Genomic DNA, 17,336 nt, shown 5'->3' with positions numbered 1-17,336 from the left:
CTGCTCGCACCCCTGGTCCTGCCGCTGGCTTCGCCCCCGACAGTCTGCCTTGTCCGGAGCGTATGCGTCAGCACTGGGTGACTCTCTGCACAAGGTCTGGACATGATCTGCCGACGAGAGAGCTGACGGGTCGTCAGATCAGCGCTACGGTGGAGGACATGGAGACCTTCCCGAAGATCATCTCGGTGGACGACCACACGGTGGAGCCCCCCAACGTCTGGCGGGACCGGCTCCCGTCGAAGTACCAGGACACCGGCCCGCGGATCGTCCGGGCGCCCCTGAAGGAAATGACCTTCCTCGGCGGCAAGTTCGCGCCGGTCATGGGTGCGCCCGGGGACGACGGGCCGATCGGCGACTGGTGGGTGTACGAGGATCTGCACCGCCCGCTCACCCGCCTCGACACGGCCGTCGGCTACGACCGCGACGAGATCAGGCTCGAGGTCATCACCTACGAACAGATGCGGCCGGGCTCCTACAGCGTCCCCGACCGGCTCGCCGACATGGACGTCAACCACGTCCAGTCCGCCCTGTGCTTCCCCACGTTCCCCCGCTTCTGCGGGCAGACGTTCACCGAGGCGGCCGACCGTGAGCTGGGGCTCCTCGGCGTGCGGGCGTACAACGACTGGATGGTCGAGGAGTGGTGCGGCCCCGAGGCGCGCGGCCGCCTCATCCCCCTCACGCTGATCCCGCTCTGGGACGCGGAGCTCGCGGCGGCGGAGGTGCGCAGGAACGCCGCCCGGGGCGTACGGGCCGTCGCGTTCTCCGAGATACCGCCCCATCTGGGGCTGCCGTCCATCCACACGGACGCGTGGGACCCGTTCCTTCGGGCCTGCGACGAGACCGGGACCGTCATCGCCATGCACATCGGCTCATCGAGCCGGATGCCCTCGACGTCACCGGACGCGCCGCCGGCCGTGGGCTCGACGATCACCTTCGCGAACTGCTGCTTCTCGATGGTCGACTGGCTGATGAGCGGCAAGTTCGAGCGTTTCCCGAACCTTCGGATCATGTATGCGGAGGGCCAGATCGGGTGGATCCCGTACATCCTGGAACGGGCGGACGTGGTCTGGGAGGAGAACCGGGGCTGGGGCGGGGTGGCCGACAAGGTCCACCGGCCGCCGTCGGAGCTGTTCGCGGAGCATGTGTACGGCTGCTTCTTCGACGACGCGTTCGGGCTCAGGAACCTCGACGCGATCGGGGTGGGCAATGTGCTCTACGAGACGGACTACCCGCACTCCGACTCGACCTGGCCCAAGTCCAAGGAGGTCGGAGAGGCCCAGATGGGGCACCTGGACCCGGCGGTGATCGACCGGATAGTCCGGGGCAACGCGATCGACCTGCTGGGCCTGTCGGACGAGGGGCTGTGGGTGGGGTAGGGCCGCGCGGCGGAGCGGCACGGTCGGTCGGCGCGTTGTCAGTCCCCCGTTGTCAGTGCCCCGGGGTTCAATCGGGGCATGTCCTCCGAGGGTGAAAATGATCAGGTCCGTCCCCTCTCCGGGCGTGCTCCCGCGGCCGGCGAGGAACGCGTCGTGCGCGGCGAGGACTGGTACGGGCGGGAGCTGGGGGCCGGTGAGACGTTCACCCGGTGCACCTTCTTCGACACCGACTGGACCGAGCTGGTCAATGAGGGCGCCGTCTTCGACGAGTGCACCTTCTCCGGTGTGCGGTTCAACGCGTCGCGGCACACCGGCGCCGCTTTCACCAACTGCACCTTCCGCAAGTGCGCCTTCTTCGACAGCCGCTTCGAGCAGTGCAAGGTCGTGGGCAGTCTGTTCCAGGAGTCGACGTACGCCCTGCTGGAGGTGACCGGCGGCGACTGGTCGTACGCCGGGCTGCCGGGGGCGGATCTGCGCAAGACCGTCTTCGACGGGGTGCGGATGCGCGAGGCGGACCTGACCGCCGCCCGGCTGGAGGGCGCGACGCTCGTCCGCTGTGATCTCTCCGGGGCGATGCTCCACAGCGCCCGGCTGGACCGGGCCGACCTGCGCGGCAGCGATCTGTCGTCCCTCGATCCGCTCACCGTGCGCGCGGCCGGGGCGCGGATCGACCTGGAGCAGGCCGCCGTGATCGCCACGGCTCTGGGCTACGACGTGGGGTAGGTTCCGGCAACACCCTTGTCTGATGGGGCGTCAGCAAAGACGATGGGGCTCATCGTTTATGACGAACCGTCAGATGAGGGTGGCCCGCATGGTCATGTACGGGATGCAGCTCCCGGTCCAGTCGCAGAGCACCATGTACGCCGAGCCCTGGGAAGCGGGCGCCGGCCCCGACGACCTCGTCGAGATCGCCCGTACCGCCGACCGGGCCGGATTCGGGTACATCGCCTCCTGCGACCATGTGGCGATCCCTCGCAGGCTCGCGGGACCCATGAGCACCGTCTGGTACGACCCGGTCGCCACCCTCTCCTTCCTCGCGGCCGCCACCGAGCGCGTCCGGCTCATGAGCCATGTCGCCGTGGTCGGCCTGCGCCACCCCCTCGTCTCCGCCAAGGCCTACGCGACGCTCGACCACCTCTCCGGCGGTCGGTTGATCCTCGGCGTCGGCGCCGGCCACGTCCAGGAGGAGTTCGAGGCGGTCGGCGCCGACTTCGAGCGCCGAGGACCGCTCCTCGACGAATCCATCGACGCCCTGCGGGCCGCGCTCGGGCCCGAGGAGTATCCCGAGTTCGGCGGAGAGCGGTTCTCCTTCAAGGACCTCGGCCAGCGGCCCCGGCCCGCCCAGTCGCACGTCCCGCTCTGGGTCGGCGGGTCCTCGCCCGCCGCCGTCCGCCGCGCCGCCCTCAAGGGGGACGGCTGGCTCCCGCAGGGCGACCCCCGCGACCGGCTGCCCGGCCAGATCGCCCGCATCCGCCGGCTGCGCGCCGACGCGGGGATCACCGGCCCCCTCGTGATCGGCGCGATCGCCGAACCGCTGTACGTGGGCGAGCCGGGGTGGGACACCGGGCGTCGCACGCTCACCGGCAAGCCGGAGGCGCTCGCCGAGTCGCTGCGGGCGTACGGCGCGATGGGCGTCGACCAGATCCAGGTCCGGTTCCGCTCCCGGAGCCGTGCCGAACTCACCGACCAGATGTCGGCCTTCGCCGCCGAGGTCGCCCCGAACCTGAGCTGAGGAGAAGACCATGGGTAAGTTGGACGGGCGCGTCGTCGTCATCACCGGCGCCGCGCGCGGGCAGGGCGAGCAGGAGGCCCGGCTGTTCGCCGCCGAGGGGGCCAGGGTCGTCCTCGGGGACGTACTCGACGACCAGGGCGAGGCGCTCGCCAAGGAGCTCGGCGAGGACACCGCCCGCTATGTGCACCTGGATGTGACCAGGGAGGCGGACTGGCGTGCCGCCGTCGCCGCCGCGAAGGCCGCCTTCGGGAAGATCGACGCGCTGGTCAACAACGCGGGCATCCTGCGCTTCAACGAGCTGGTGTCCACTCCGCTGGAGGAGTTCCAGCAGGTGGTGCAGGTCAATCAGGTCGGCTGCTTCCTCGGCATACGGACGGTCGCGCCCGAGATCGAGGCCGCCGGCGGCGGGACCATCGTCAACACCGCCTCGTACACCGCGCTGACGGGCATGGCGGGCGTCGGCGCCTACGCGGCGACCAAGCACGCGGTGCTGGGCCTGACGAGGGTCGCCGCCGTGGAGCTGGCCGCGAAGAAGATCCGGGTCAACGCCGTCTGCCCGGGGGCGGTGGACACTCCGATGAGCAATCCGGAGGGGGTCGACCCGGCGGCCGTGGCCGAGCTCTACGAGAAGCTCGTCCCGCTGGGCCGGATAGGCCGCCCGGAGGAGGTCGCGGCGCTCGCGCTCTTCCTCACCGGCGACGAATCCTCGTACATCACCGGGCAGCCGTTCGTCATCGACGGGGGCTGGCTGGCGGGCGTGAGCCTGTTCTGAGGAGCCGCCCGACGAGCTCAGTGTCTGACGGCTCGTCAGGTATTGACGCTCCCTCCCCACGGTGCCAGAGTCGACGGCACCAAGTATCTGACGCTTCGTCAGAAACACCCGAAGGAGAAGACCTTGGAATTCGGGCTCTTTGTACAGGGATACGTCGGAAAGCGTGCCGAGACCGATCCCGAGGCTGAGCACAAGGCGCTGATGGAGGAGACCGAGTACGTCATCCAGGCGGACAAGTCGAACTTCAAGTACGCCTGGGCCTCCGAGCACCACTTCCTGGAGGAGTACTCGCACCTGTCGGCCAACGACGTGTACCTCGGGTACCTCGCACACGCCACGGAACGGATCCACCTGGGCTCGGGCATCTTCAACCCCCTCGCCCCCGTCAACCACCCGGTCAAGGTCGCCGAGAAGGTGGCGATGCTCGACCACCTCTCCGGCGGACGCTTCGAGTTCGGCTCCGGGCGCGGCGCCGGCTCCCACGAGATCCTCGGGTTCATGCCGGGCATCACCGACATGAACCACACCAAGGAGATCTGGGAAGAGACCATCGCCGAGTTCCCCAAGATGTGGCTCCAGGAGGAGTACGTCGGCTTCCAGGGCAAGCACTGGTCGCTGCCGCCGCGCAAGATCCTTCCGAAGCCGTACGGGAAGTCCCACCCGGCCATGTGGTACGCGGCCGGCTCCCCCTCCTCGTACGCCATGGCCGGAAAGAAGGGCCTCGGCGTCCTCGGCTTCAGCGTGCAGAAGGTCTCCGACATGGAGTGGGTCGTCGAGTCCTACAAGTCGGCCGTCAAGGAGGCCCAGGCGGTCGGCGACTTCGTCAACGACAACGTCATGGTGACCTCCACGGCCATCTGCGCCGAGACCCACGCGAAGGCGGTCGAGATCGCGGTCGGCGGCGGGCTCAACTACCTCCAGTCGCTGCTCTTCCGCTACCACGACACCTTCCCCCGGCCGGAGGGCATCCCGGAGTGGCCCGAGCTGCTCCCGGAGTACAGCGAGGAGATCATCGAGCTGCTCATCGCCGAGGAGCTGATGATCTGCGGCGACCCGGACGAGGTGCTCCAGCAGTGCAAGCGCTGGGACCAGGCCGGGGCCGACCAGCTCTCCTTCGGGCTGCCGATCGGGATCTCCTACGAGGACACGATGAACACGATCAAGCTGATCGGTGAGCACGTGATCCCGAAGATCGACACCGACCCGGTGCACCGGACGACCCGGTTCCGTCAGGCGGCCGGCGAGTAAGGGGCCGACCCTCCAGGGACGCGGGGCGGTGTCTTCCCGGACCGCTGCCCCGTACCGGCCGGCCGGAGGGTGTCGTGGCCGCGGCCGGCCACGACGCCCCCCGGCCGGAGCCAACAGCACGAGTGAGCCGAAGAGGCCCGCGGATGCCGAAGGGGAGAACGCGCCGGGTCCCGGGGCACGGGGGACCGAGCGCGATCGACCGTCGGCGCACGCTTCAGGGCCGCGGAGGCGAACCGCGTGCCCAGACACAGGGAAAGGGGACGCCATGCTCGACCACCTCATCAGGCGCGCCACCGTCGTGGACGGCACCGGCGCGCCCGCGTACACCGCCGACGTGGGCATCCGCGACGGACGGATCGCCGTCATCGCCGAGCCCGGAACCGTCACCGAGTCCGCCCGCACCAGCGAGGACGCCACCGGCCTGGTGCTCACCCCCGGCTTCGTCGACCCGCACACGCACTACGACGCCCAGCTCTTCTGGGACCCCTTCGCCACGCCCTCCATGAACCACGGCGTGACGACCGTCGCGGGCGGCAACTGCGGCTTCACCCTCGCGCCGCTGAATCCCGACCGCCCCGAGGACGCGGACTACACGCGCCGCATGATGTCCAAGGTGGAGGGCATGTCGCTGGTCGCGCTCGAAGAGGGCGCGCCCTGGAACTGGCACACCTTCGGCGAGTACCTCGACGCCCTTGAGGGCCGTATCGCCGTCAACGCCGGCTTCATGGTGGGCCACTGCGCCCTGCGCCGCCACGTCATGGGAGCGGACGCGGTCGGCGGGCGGCCCACCGAGGAGCAGATGGACCGGATGCTGGCGCTCTTCCACGACGCCATGGACGCCGGTGCCTGGGGGCTCTCCACCACCCAGTCCTCCACGCACTCCGACGGCGACGGCCGGCCCGTCGCCTCCCGGCACGCCCGGCCCGCGGAGCTGCTGGCTCTGGCGAAGGCCGTCGCCGACCACGAGGGCACCCAGCTGGAGGCGATCGTCGCCGGCTGCCTCGACCAGTTCGCCGACGAGGAGATCGACCTCTTCGTCGAGATGAGCGCGGCCGCCGGGCGGCCCCTGAACTGGAACGTCCTCACCATCGACGCCTCCGTCCCCGAGCGGGTCCCGCGCCAGCTCACCGCGAGCGAGCGCGCCCGCAAGTCCGGCGGCCGGATCGTCGCGCTCACCATGCCGATCCTCACGCCGATGAACATGTCGCTGGGCACCTTCTGCGCCCTGAACCTCATCCCCGGCTGGGGTGACGTCCTCGGGCTGCCCGTCCCCGAGCGGATCGCGAAGCTGCGCGATCCGGCCGTACGGGAGGAGATGCTGCGCCGCGCCGACTCCAAGGAGGCGGGAGTCTTCCGGCGCTTGGCGCACTTCGGCCGGTACGTCATCGGCGACACCTACAGCCCCGCGAACGAGGGCCTGACCGGACGGGTCGTCGGGGACATCGCCGCCGAGCGCGGCCAGGACCCCTTCCACTGCCTCGTCGAGATCTGCGCCAACGACGATCTCCGTACGGTGCTGTGGCCCATGCCCACCGACAACGACCCCGCCTCGTGGGCACTGCGCCGTGAGACCTGGGAGCACGAGGACGTGATGCTCGGTGGCTCCGACGCCGGCGCGCACCTGGACCGCATGTGCGGCGCCCCGTACACGACCCGCTTCCTCGGCGACTGTCTGCGCGGCCGCAAGCTCGTCGGCCTGGAGCAGGCGGTGAGGATGCTCACCGACGATCCGGCCCGGCTGTTCGGGCTGCGCGAGCGCGGAAGGGTCGCCGAGGGCTTCCACGCGGACCTCGTCCTCTTCGACCCCGAGCGGATCGACGCGGGTCCGGCGACCCTCGTCCACGATCTGCCGGGCGACAGCCCGCGGCTGGACTCGCGGGCGATCGGCATCGTGTCGGTGCGGGTCAACGGCGTGGAGACGATCCGGGAGGACCGGGTGACGGGCGCGATCCCGGGGAAGGTCCTGCGCTCGGGCCGTGACACGAGGACGGTGTCGACCAGGTGAGCGGGACGACGGAGCGGCTGTTCATCGGCGGCGAGTGGACCGAGCCGGACGGTGGGCACTACGAAGTGGTCAACCCGGCGACCGAGGAGGTCGTCGGCCTCGCGCCCGAGGCGAGCCGTGCGCAGGTCCACGCGGCCGCGGCGGCGGCCCGGGGGGCCTTCGACGCCTGGTCCCGGACCAGGCCCGAAGAGCGGGCGGCGATCCTCGACCGGGCCGCCGACATCATCCAGCGGGAGGCGGAGCCGTTCACCCGCCTCGCGCAGGCCGAGACGGGCGCCACCACCGGCACGGCGCGCGGCATGCAGGTGGCGGTCGGGGTGTCCCGCTTCCGGCGGTACGCGCGCGGCGCCCTGGAGCCGGTCGAGCAGGCGCTGCCCCCGCAGATCAACGAGGCGGGCCCGATGGGCGCGGCGGGTGTCTTCGGCGCCGTGGCCGTGCGCCGCCCGGTGGGCGTCGTCACCTGCATCACCTCGTACAACAACCCCTGGGCGAATCCGGCGGGCAAGGTCGCCCCGGCCCTGGCCATGGGCAACACGGTCGTGGTGAAGCCCGCCCCGCAGGACCCGCTCTCGGTCTACGCGATGGCGCGGGCCCTTCAGGAGGCGGGCGCGCCGCCGGGGGTCGTCAACGTGGTGTCGGGCTCGCGCGCGGAGGCGGGGGAGGCCGCAGTCGACTCCCCGGACGTCGACATGGTCAGCTTCACCGGCTCCACCGCCGTCGGGCAGCGCATCGGCGAGGTCTGCGGGCGCGGGATGAAGCGGCAGCTGATGGAGCTGGGCGGCAAGGGCGCGGCGGTCGTCTTCGACGACGTCGGCGACGCGGGCCTGGTCTCGGCGGTCATGGGCATCGGGACGACGTTCTCCTTCTACAGCGGACAGATCTGTACGGCTCCGACGCGGGTCCTGGCCCAGCGCGGGATCTATGAGGCGCTGGTCGAGAAGCTGTCCGGCTATGTGGCCCATCTGAAGGTCGGCGACCCGGCGGAGCGGGGCACGGTGGTGGGACCGGTGATCTCGGCGGCGCACCGCGACCGGGTGGAGTCGTACGTCGAGCTGGGGAAGAAGGAGGGCGCACGGCTGGTGGCGGGCGGCGAGCGGCCGGCCATGGACCGGGGCTTCTATGTGGCCCCGACCCTCTTCGCGGACTGCACCAACGACATGCGGGTGGTCCGGGAGGAGATCTTCGGGCCGGTCGTGGTGGTCGTCCCCTTCGACGACGAGGAGGAGGGGATCGCGCTGGCGAACGACAGTGACTACGGATTGCTCGACTACGTCTGGTCGGGCGATGTGGCGCGGGCCTTCCGGGTGGCGGGCCGGCTGCGGGCCGGAGGGGTCGGGGTGAACACCGTCGGCCGCAATATGGAGGCCCCCTTCGGCGGCTTCAAGAACAGCGGAGTGGGCCGGGACGTGGGCTCGTACGCCCTGCACGCGTACAGCGAGACGCAGGCCGTGGTGTGGCCCGGCTGAAGCCCTGCCGGGGGGTGACCGTGAGTGACTTTGGGTAAGGAGACGCAGGCCACTGGAAAATTTGAAAGCGGGCAAAACGGGCAGAGCTGCGATTCCCGCATATCGAACGGTCCCCGATTTCGCCTCTCAATCGATCAGTGATGTGGATCGTCGATCTTTCAATCACTGATCGATGGGCGATCTGTCCTCGTAATGCAAGGCAATGATCCCGGAGTCAAGGGCTCCGGATAAGGAAACCGCAGCACTTAACGTCCTGTTCATGACTCAGGTGGACATGCGGCCCCAGGCCGGAGACAAGGTAAGGGGCGTCAACGCCCCGGGCGGCGACCACGGCGTTCGCACCAAGGGACTCGGCGGAAACTCCGTCGGGCTGATGGGCAGTGCCGTGATCGGCGTCTCGACCGTCGCCCCGGTCTACTGTCTGACCTCGACCCTCGGCGCCACCGCCGGCGAGGTCGGACTGCAGATGCCCGCCGTCTTCCTGGCCGGCTTCCTGCCGATGCTCCTGGTCGCCTTCGCGTACCGCGAGCTCAACAAGGTCATGCCCGACTGCGGCACGTCCTTCACCTGGACCGTCAAGGCCTTCGGCCCCCGCCTCGGCTGGATGTGCGGATGGGGCCTCGTCATCGCGACGATCATCGTCCTGTCCAACCTGGCGGGCGTCGCGACCTCCTACTTCTGGCTGCTGGCCGGTGAGATCACCAGCAACCCGTCGATCGCGGCCCTGGACGACAACAAGGCCGTCCACATCCTCACCTGCCTCACCCTGATCGCCATCGCGACCGCCATCAGCTACCGCGGCATGACGGCCACCAAGGGCGTCCAGTACGCGCTGGTCGGCCTCCAGCTCGCCGTCCTGGCCGTCTTCGTGGTCCTGGCCTTCATGAAGGCGGGCACGCCGGAGTTCTCCACCGGGGTCGACTTCTCCTGGTCCTGGATGAACCCGTTCGCTGTCGAGTCCTTCTCCGCCTTCACGGCCGGCCTCTCCCTCGCGATCTTCATCTACTGGGGCTGGGACGCCTGCATGGCGACCAACGAGGAGACCACCGGCAGCGCCAAGACCCCCGGCCGCGCCGCGCTCATCACCATGATCGTCCTGGTCGGCTCGTACCTGGCCACCGGCATCGCCGCCCAGATGGTCGTCGGTTCCGGCGACACCGGCCTGGGCCTCGGTAACCCCGACACCTCCGACAACGTCTTCGCCGCCCTCGCCGGGCCGGTCATGGGCAGCGTCCTCGGCGTCACCCTCTTCATCGCGGTCCTCGCGTCCGCCGCCGCCAGCCTGCAGACCACCTTCATCCCGGTCGCCCGCACGGTCCTGTCCATGGCGACGTACGAGGCCCTGCCGCACTCCTTCACCAAGGTCCACCCGCGGTTCAAGACCCCCGGCAAGGCCACGGTCATCGCGGGTGTCGCCACCGGCGTCTTCTACACGGCGATGACCCTGCTCAGCGAGAACGTCCTGGTCGACACGATCTACGCCCTCGGCCTGATGATCTGCTTCTACTACGCGCTGACCGCCTTCGCCTGCGTGTGGTACTTCCGCCGCGAGCTGACGAACTCCGCCCGGGACGCGTTCTTCAAGGGCGTCCTCCCGGCGCTCGGCGGCCTCATGCTCACCGCCGTCTTCGGCAAGACCCTCTACGACATGTGGGACCCGGCCTACGGCAGCGGCTCGGCCGTCTTCGGTGTCGGCTCGGTCTTCGTGATCGGCGTCGGTCTGCTGCTGCTCGGTGTGGTGATCATGCTCGTCATGCAGCGCCGCAGCCCGGCGTTCTTCCGGGGCGAGATCCTCACCAAGGAGACCCCCTCGCTGGTCGTCGCCGACTGACCTTCCGCACACCCCTGAGTCTCATGAAGTGACCCGCGCCGGAATCCGGCGCGGGTCACTTCTCTGTGGGGGCCGGCGAGAACACCGGGGACTACCACGTGGCGCCGGCGACCTGCCTGGTGGTGGCGTTGAGGCGGTTGAAGAGGTTCGTCACGCCGATCATCAGGACGAGCGAGGCGAGCCCCTTCTCGTCGTAGTGCTTCGCCGCCTCGTCCCATATCGCGTCCGGCACGGCGTCCGGACTGCCGGCGAGCCGGGTGGAGGCCTCGGCGAGGGCCAGGGCGGCGCGCTCGGCGTCCGTGAAGTACGGGGCCTCCCGCCAGGCGGCGACCGCGTGCAGCCGCTCATCGCTCTCGCCCTCCTTCAGCGACTTCAGCGCGCCGCCGACGACACAGAAGCCGCAGCCGTTGATCTGGCTGACGCGCAGGTGCACGAGATCGAGCGTGGTGCCCGGGACGTCGCCGGACTGGGCGGCCTGGAGAATGCCGAGGATGGGGGGCATGGCCTCGGGGAGGACGCTGACGGGGTTCTTCATACGTGCCTGCATGGGATCTCCTCAGGGGTGTACGGGGACTGGGCCGAGGGCGGGGCGGCGCGCGGCGGCTACCAGGCGGCGCCGGCGACCTGACGGGTGGTGGCGTTGAGGCGGTTGAAGAGGTTCGTCACGCCGATCCAGAGGATCAGGGACGCCAGCTGCTTCTCGTCGTAGTGGTCCGCGGCCTCGTCCCAGATCGCGTCCGGCACGGCGTCGGCCCGGTCGGCCAGGCGCGTGGCGGCCTCGGTGAGGGCGAGCGCGGCGCGCTCCTCGTCGGTGAAGTACGGGGCGTCCCGCCAGGCGGCGACGGCGAACAACCGCTCGTCGCTCATGCCCGCCTTCTTGGCGGACTTCACGCCTCCGTCGACGCAGGGCGCGCACCCGTTGATCTGGCTCGCCCGCAGATGGACCAGCTCCATCGTCTCCTCCGGGACGCCGCCCTTCTTCGCCGCCTTGATCAGGTTCAGGATGGCGGGCATGGCATCGGGGAGGACGTTCGCGGGGTTGCTCATACGTGCCTGCATGGGTGCTTCTCCTGGAGTCTCGTCGCGCTCTTCGCTGCTTCCGACTCATTGACTCCTCGGGAGGGGCGAATGTGACCGATCCGCGAAATTCTTTTTTGGGCGACGAAGATTCGCAGGTCAGAGCGTTGCGGACAGGAAAACCGGGTTGGTGAGGGCCACCAGACCTGGCAGAGGACCGGTCGCGGCAGCGCGGCGGGCCTCGCCGGGCGAGCCGGGCGGGAGGGCGCCGCGCACGACCCGGCCGACGTTCCCGCCCGCCGCGCCCGACGTGGCAACGGAAGGGGGGACATCGCACGCCGTACCGCATACCTTTGGCCCGCCGACAGCCATACGACGGAGGGGCCCGGATGCGCATCGCCACGACGATCTTCCTCACCGACGAAACGATCACGCCCGTACGGCTCGCCCGCGAACTGGAGTCGCGCGGATTCGCCGGTCTCTACCTTCCCGAGCACACCCACATCCCGCTCGAGCGCACCACGCCCAACCCGGCGGGCGGCGAGCTGCCGCGCGAGTACGGCCGGACCCTCGACCCCTTCGTGGCCCTCGGTCAGGCCGCCGCCGTCACCGAACGCCTCACGCTCGGCACCGGGATCACGCTCGTCACCCAGCACGATCCGATCGCCCTGGCGAAGCAGATCGCCACCCTCGACCATGTCTCGGGCGGGCGGTTCACCCTCGGCGTCGGCTTCGGCTGGAACCAGGAGGAGGCCGCCGACCACGGCGTCACCTGGTCGACCCGGCGCGAACTCGGCCGGGACCGGATGGCGCTGATGCGGGCGCTGTGGGCACCCGAACCGACCGCGTACGACGGCAAGTTCGGATCCGTCCGGGCTTCGCACGCCTACCCGAAGCCGGCCGGAGGAGCCCCGCGCACGCTGATCGGCGGAGCCGCCGGGCCGAAGCTCTTCGCGATGGTCGCGGAGTTCGGGGACGGCTGGATGCCGATCGGCGGACGCGGGCTGAGCGAGACCGTCCCCGTGCTGCGGGCGGAGTGGGAGAAGGCCGGGCGCGACCCGGGGGCGCTCCAGGTGGTGCCGTACGCGGTCCGGCCGAGCCCCGGGAAGCTCGCCCACTACGCGGAGCTGGGCCTGGAGGAGGTCGTGCTCCAGCTTCCGCCGGCCGGGGAGGCGGAGATCCTGCGGGTCCTCGACGACTTCGCCCAGTACCTCTAGGACCCCCGCCCGCGCCGGAACGCCCCGCCCGCGCGCGGGCGTCAGCCCATGGGCAGATCCAGATGGGACGGGTCGTCCTCGGAACCGAACACCGAGATCGTGGCACCCGGATCGTTGGCGTCGCCGTAGAACGGGTCCTTGGTGTCCAGGACGAGCATCAGGCGGTGCCCGGCGCGCAGGTCGTAGCCGGTGGCCTGCAGCTCGATGTCGGCGGTGACCGGGCGTCCGGGGAAGCCGTCGAGCGCGGTGTAGGGGGCGTGGGTGACGATGTGCGCGTCGCCCTGCGGGTCGACGTCGAAGAGGTGCGCGACGAACGTCGAGCGGCCCGCGCTCGGCGTGTACGTCAGTCGCAGCCTCGGGATTCCGCGCAGCTTCGTGACGACGGCCATCGGCGCGCTGACCCAGATGCCCGCGTCGGCGCGGCTGATGTCGTCCGTGGGGTAGATCAGGGGCCGGCCCGCCATCTCCGCGTACCCGGTCCTGATGACGGCCCCGGCGACAGTGGCCGGGGTGTCGGCGCCCGTCTGGAAGGTGAGGTGCCAGTCGGCGGCCGGCTTGTCGGTGAGGGTGCCGTCGCCGCCGGGCTCGCTCGCCCCGGCCAGATAGAGCCGCTCGGTGCGGCCGGTGACGGTGTCCCAGGTGGGCCGGGACTCCAGGGCCCGGTTCCACATGATCTCGCTGACGACCTCGCCCTCGGCGTCGACGCCGTTGTCGGCGCCCAGGAGGTGGTGGTCGAACCAGCGGTGGGCGTCCTCCCAGATCCGGTTCGGCAGGCCGAAGACGCCGGACATCTCGGGGGAGGAGTGGTCGCCGATGGACAGATCGATCCGCTTGGGACCGGTGAGCGCGTGGTACATCCGCAGCGTCTGGTTGGACGGGAACAGCGTCTCGTGCCAGGCGTGCGCGAAGAAGACCGGGACCTGGCGGTTGTTGAGCGCCTCGCAGTAGGCGAACGGGGAGCGGACCTCCGCCCACTTCAGGGTGTCCGAGACGTTCCGGTTGGCGAGGACGTCGTCGAAGGTCTGCCGCGTGCGCTCGCTCAGCCGCGCCTGCTCGGCGGCCTTCAACAGCGCCTGGACCGACGCGATGTGGCGGGTGGAGTTCTCGTAGAACGCCTCCCCCAGATCACCCCAGGAGCTCAGCGCCACGACCGCGTCCACGCGCGGGTCGTGGGCGGCCACGAGCTGGCTGATGCCGGAGCCGTACGAGTCGCCGAGGAAGCCGACCTTGGTGATCTGGCCGGGCGCCCGCTGGACGAGATGGTCGAGCGCGCGGGAGCCGTCCGCGACGTCGAGTGGCCCGCCGACCTCGACCTCGCCACCCGACGCGCCGAACCCCCGGGCGGTGTAGGCGAGGACGTGGTAGCCCTTCAGCGCGAACCGGGTGGCCTGCACCGCGTACACGAGCCAGCCGAGGCCGCTCCACGGCGACGGCATCACGATCGCCGGCCGGGGCCGGCCGTCCATGTGCGTCCACAGCATCGCGTCCAGCTCGACACCGCCCTCGCCGGCGATCCGCTCCCGCCGGGGCGGCGCCATCAGCAGGACCTCGGCCACCTCCTCGGCCCGCGCGGGCGAAAGGGCGCCGGTGTCCCCGGTCTCCAGCGCCGCGACGATCTGCCTCAGCGCCGCCTCGTCCAGCTCCGGGTAGAGGCTCACCGGCCGGATTCCCTCTGAAGTCACGTCAGTTCCCATCCTCATCGTCGAGTGGTGCGGGCCTGAGCGCGGTCAGTATCGGCACAGCAACAGACGGTCACCAAGGGGGCATTGTGGTGATTGGCCGGAATCGGGCCCCGGGTGCCGGCAGGTGGGGAGGCGAGGCCCCACATGTGCGGAGGCACACTCCGACTCCGCGGATCGACTGTCGGCGCGCGATCGTATGCTCGCAGGATGACGACTCCCGCAACCGGCCAGACCGGACCGACCGCGAACGCGATGCGCCGCGCGCTCAAGCGCGCGCGTGACGGTGTCGCCCTCGACGTCACCGAGGCGGCGGTACTGCTCCAGGCACGCGGCGCGGACCTGGAGGACCTGACGGCCTCGGCGGCGCGGGTGCGGGACGCGGGCCTGGCGGCGGCGGGGCGCCCCGGTGTCATCACGTACTCGAAGAGTGTCTTCATTCCGCTCACCCGGCTGTGCCGGGACACGTGTCACTACTGCACCTTCGTGACCGTCCCCGGCAAGCTGCGCCGGGCGGGGCACGGGATGTACATGTCGCCGGACGAAGTCCTCGACATCGCCCGCAAGGGCGCCGAACTGGGCTGCAAGGAAGCCCTGATCACCCTCGGGGACAAGCCGGAGGACCGCTGGCCCGAGGCGCGCGAGTGGCTGGACGCGCACGGCTACGACGACACGCTCGCCTATGTGCGGGCCATGTCGATCCGCATCCTGGAGGAGACCGGGCTGCTGCCCCACCTCAACCCCGGTGTGCTGTCGTGGACCGACTTCCAGCGGCTCAAGCCGGTCGCCCCGTCGATGGGGATGATGCTGGAGACGACCGCCACCCGGCTCTGGTCCGAGCCCGGCGGCCCGCACTACGGATCGCCGGACAAGGACCCCGCCGTGCGGCTGCGGGTCCTGGAGGACGCCGGGCGGTCCTCCGTCCCCTTCACCAGTGGGCTGCTCATCGGGATCGGGGAGACGTACGAGGAGCGGGCCGACTCCCTCTTCGCGCTGCGGCGCGTCGCCCGCTCGTACCACTCCATCCAGGAACTGATCATCCAGAACTTCCGCGCCAAGCCGGACACGGCGATGCGCGGAATGCCCGACGCGGACCTCGACGACCTGGTCGCCACGGTCGCCGTCGCCCGGCACATCATGGGCCCCTCGGCCTGTCTGCAGGCCCCGCCGAACCTCGTCGACGCCGAGTACGGACGCCTCATCGGCGCCGGTATCGACGACTGGGGCGGCGTCTCGCCGCTCACCATCGACCATGTGAACCCGGAGCGGCCCTGGCCGCGGATCGAGCTCCTGGCCGAACGGTCGGCGGCCGCGGGCTTCCGTCTCCAGGAACGGCTCTGCGTCTACCCGGAGTTCGTCCAGCGCGGCGAGCCCTGGCTCGATCCCCGGCTCCTGCCGCACGTGCGCGCCCTCGCCGACCCGGACACCGGCCTCGCCCGCCCCGACGCCCCCGTCCGGGGGCTGCCCTGGCAGGAGCCGGACGAGGGGTACGTCGCGGCCTCCGGGCGCACGGACCTGCACCGCACGATCGACACCACCGGCCGCGCGCACGACCGGCGCGACGACTTCGACGAGGTGTACGGCGACTGGGAGGCGCTGCGCGAGCAGGCCGCGCCCGGCATGGTGCCCTCGCGCATCGACACGGACGTACGGGCGGCCCTCGCCACCGCCGCGGACGACCCGACCCGGCTGACCGACGACGAGGCGCTCGCGCTGCTGCACGCCGACGGTCCGGCGCTCGACGCGCTGACCCGGATCGCGGACGACGTGCGCCGCTCCGCCGTCGGTGACGACGTCACCTACATCGTCACGCGCAACATCAACTTCACCAACGTCTGTTACACCGGCTGCCGTTTCTGCGCCTTCGCCCAGCGCCGCACCGACGCCGACGCCTACACCCTCTCCCTGGACCAGGTCGCCGACCGGGCCCAGCAGGCGTGGGACGTCGGCGCGGTCGAGGTGTGCATGCAGGGCGGCATCCACCCCGACCTGCCGGGCACGGCGTACTTCGACATCGCCCGGGCCGTGAAGGAACGCGTCCCCGGCATGCACGTCCACGCCTTCTCCCCGATGGAGGTGGTCAACGGCGCCACCCGCACCGGCCTGTCCATCCGCGAGTGGCTGACGGCCGCCAAGGAGGCCGGTCTCGACTCCATCCCCGGCACGGCCGCCGAGATCCTGGACGACGAGGTCCGCTGGGTCCTCACCAAGGGCAAGCTTCCGGCCGCCACCTGGATCGAGGTCGTCAAGACCGCGCACGACCTGGGTATCCGGTCCTCCTCGACGATGATGTACGGACATGTGGACCAGCCGCGCCACTGGCTGGGCCACTTCCGCACGCTGGCCGCCATCCAGCAGGAGACCGGCGGGTTCACCGAGTTCGTGACCCTCCCCTTCATCCACACCAACGCCCCGGTCTACCTGGCGGGCATCTCCCGCCCCGGCCCGACCACCCGCGACAACCGCGCCGTCACCGCCATGGCCCGGCTGCTGCTGCACCCCCACATCCCCCACATCCAGACCAGCTGGGTGAAGCTGGGCGCGGAGGGCGCGGCGGAGATGCTCCGCTCGGGCGCCAACGACCTCGGCGGCACCCTGATGGAGGAGACCATCTCCCGGATGGCGGGCAGCGGTTACGGCTCGTACCGCTCGGTCAAGGACCTGATCGGCATCGCGGAGGCGGCCGGCCGGCCCTCCCGGCCGCGCACGACGCTGTACGGCGAGGTGCCCGAGGAGCGGGTGGCGGCGGCGCGGGCGTCGGACGGGCACCTGCCGGAGCTGCTGCCGCTGCTGCCGGACTGAGGCGGGCCGCGTCTGTCGGCGGGCCGTCGACGACCACGACCGACCCGTGGACGCCGGTGGCAGATCGGTCGAAAGCGGTCGTACGGCGATCTGAAGGGCGTCCCGTCCCATACCCCTGCCGACCGAAAAGGCACCCTCAACCGACCGATCGCGGTCGATTACAGTGCTGCGGCAGACCGGCGTCGCGCGGA

Annotated in this window: 13 protein-coding genes; 10 read left to right on the top strand and 3 right to left on the bottom strand. The window is 70.7% G+C overall.

All coding sequences use genetic code 11. The features are described 5' to 3' along the window. Window positions 1–158 precede the first annotated feature (158 nt). From ACZ7J0_RS20975 to ACZ7J0_RS20940, 8 genes are all read left to right on the top strand, one after another. Entirely contained in the window at window positions 159–1,376 is a 1,218-nt protein-coding gene (locus ACZ7J0_RS20975; protein WP_470889437.1) for an amidohydrolase family protein, read from the top strand. A 78-nt stretch (window positions 1,377–1,454) separates the two neighbouring features. Beyond that, window positions 1,455–2,099, top strand: a complete 645-nt coding sequence (locus tag ACZ7J0_RS20970) for a pentapeptide repeat-containing protein (RefSeq protein ID WP_470889435.1) — start codon at window positions 1,455–1,457, stop codon at window positions 2,097–2,099. 88 nt (window positions 2,100–2,187) lie between these two features. Next, a complete protein-coding gene (locus ACZ7J0_RS20965) occupies window positions 2,188–3,108 on the top strand; it encodes an LLM class F420-dependent oxidoreductase (protein ID WP_470889749.1) in 921 nt (306 codons plus the stop codon). A gap of 10 nt (window positions 3,109–3,118) precedes the next feature. Next, window positions 3,119–3,880: an SDR family NAD(P)-dependent oxidoreductase gene (locus ACZ7J0_RS20960; protein WP_470889433.1), complete on the top strand. Its 762-nt coding sequence runs from the start codon at window positions 3,119–3,121 to the stop codon at window positions 3,878–3,880. 123 nt (window positions 3,881–4,003) lie between these two features. Then, window positions 4,004–5,128, top strand: a complete 1,125-nt coding sequence (locus ACZ7J0_RS20955; protein WP_468710533.1) for an LLM class flavin-dependent oxidoreductase — start codon at window positions 4,004–4,006, stop codon at window positions 5,126–5,128. 265 nt (window positions 5,129–5,393) lie between these two features. Continuing rightward, window positions 5,394–7,133 (top strand): N-acyl-D-amino-acid deacylase family protein, encoded by a 1,740-nt coding sequence (locus ACZ7J0_RS20950; protein ID WP_470889431.1) that lies wholly within the window; start codon window positions 5,394–5,396, stop codon window positions 7,131–7,133. Next, window positions 7,130–8,599, top strand: coding sequence for an aldehyde dehydrogenase family protein (locus ACZ7J0_RS20945; protein WP_470889429.1), 1,470 nt, complete (start codon window positions 7,130–7,132; stop codon window positions 8,597–8,599). Before ACZ7J0_RS20950 ends, ACZ7J0_RS20945 begins: the two co-directional genes overlap by 4 nt. Window positions 8,600–8,858: 259 nt before the next feature. Beyond that, the gene (locus ACZ7J0_RS20940; RefSeq protein WP_470889427.1) at window positions 8,859–10,430 is read left to right on the top strand and encodes an APC family permease; all 1,572 of its coding nucleotides are present in this window, start codon (window positions 8,859–8,861) and stop codon (window positions 10,428–10,430) included. A 91-nt stretch (window positions 10,431–10,521) separates the two neighbouring features. Here ACZ7J0_RS20940 and ACZ7J0_RS20935 read toward each other — a convergent pair whose 3' ends face one another. Continuing rightward, complete coding sequence (locus ACZ7J0_RS20935) at window positions 10,522–10,977, bottom strand: carboxymuconolactone decarboxylase family protein (RefSeq protein ID WP_470889425.1); 456 nt, start codon at window positions 10,975–10,977, stop codon at window positions 10,522–10,524. Window positions 10,978–11,033: 56 nt separating this feature from the next. Then, window positions 11,034–11,489, bottom strand: coding sequence for a carboxymuconolactone decarboxylase family protein (locus ACZ7J0_RS20930; protein WP_470889423.1), 456 nt, complete (start codon window positions 11,487–11,489; stop codon window positions 11,034–11,036). A gap of 347 nt (window positions 11,490–11,836) precedes the next feature. Between ACZ7J0_RS20930 and ACZ7J0_RS20925 the strand changes: the two genes are divergently transcribed. Next, entirely contained in the window at window positions 11,837–12,664 is an 828-nt protein-coding gene (locus ACZ7J0_RS20925) for an LLM class F420-dependent oxidoreductase (RefSeq protein ID WP_470889421.1), read from the top strand. A 41-nt stretch (window positions 12,665–12,705) separates the two neighbouring features. Here the strand turns inward: ACZ7J0_RS20925 and ACZ7J0_RS20920 are convergent, their stop codons facing one another. After that, window positions 12,706–14,346, bottom strand: a complete 1,641-nt coding sequence (locus ACZ7J0_RS20920) for a CocE/NonD family hydrolase (RefSeq protein WP_470889419.1) — start codon at window positions 14,344–14,346, stop codon at window positions 12,706–12,708. A gap of 207 nt (window positions 14,347–14,553) precedes the next feature. Between ACZ7J0_RS20920 and ACZ7J0_RS20915 the strand changes: the two genes are divergently transcribed. Then, a complete protein-coding gene (locus ACZ7J0_RS20915; protein ID WP_470889417.1) occupies window positions 14,554–17,145 on the top strand; it encodes a bifunctional FO biosynthesis protein CofGH in 2,592 nt (863 codons plus the stop codon). The last annotated feature ends 191 nt before the right edge of the window (window positions 17,146–17,336 follow it).

This window comes from Streptomyces sp. NPDC038280 (genome assembly GCF_055600045.1).
The sequence above is the reverse complement of the archived record's forward strand: the minus strand, read 5'-3'. Positions and strand labels throughout refer to the sequence as shown.

Coding starts and splice junctions, on each gene's coding strand:
- ACZ7J0_RS20975 (WP_470889437.1), top strand. CDS start 159: ATGGAGACCTTCCCGAAGATCATCTCGGTGGACGACCACACGGTGGAG.
- ACZ7J0_RS20970 (WP_470889435.1), top strand. CDS start 1,455: ATGTCCTCCGAGGGTGAAAATGATCAGGTCCGTCCCCTCTCCGGGCGT.
- ACZ7J0_RS20965 (WP_470889749.1), top strand. CDS start 2,188: ATGGTCATGTACGGGATGCAGCTCCCGGTCCAGTCGCAGAGCACCATG.
- ACZ7J0_RS20960 (WP_470889433.1), top strand. CDS start 3,119: ATGGGTAAGTTGGACGGGCGCGTCGTCGTCATCACCGGCGCCGCGCGC.
- ACZ7J0_RS20950 (WP_470889431.1), top strand. CDS start 5,394: ATGCTCGACCACCTCATCAGGCGCGCCACCGTCGTGGACGGCACCGGC.
- ACZ7J0_RS20940 (WP_470889427.1), top strand. CDS start 8,859: ATGACTCAGGTGGACATGCGGCCCCAGGCCGGAGACAAGGTAAGGGGC.
- ACZ7J0_RS20935 (WP_470889425.1), bottom strand. CDS start 10,977: ATGCAGGCACGTATGAAGAACCCCGTCAGCGTCCTCCCCGAGGCCATG.
- ACZ7J0_RS20930 (WP_470889423.1), bottom strand. CDS start 11,489: ATGCAGGCACGTATGAGCAACCCCGCGAACGTCCTCCCCGATGCCATG.
- ACZ7J0_RS20925 (WP_470889421.1), top strand. CDS start 11,837: ATGCGCATCGCCACGACGATCTTCCTCACCGACGAAACGATCACGCCC.
- ACZ7J0_RS20915 (WP_470889417.1), top strand. CDS start 14,554: ATGACGACTCCCGCAACCGGCCAGACCGGACCGACCGCGAACGCGATG.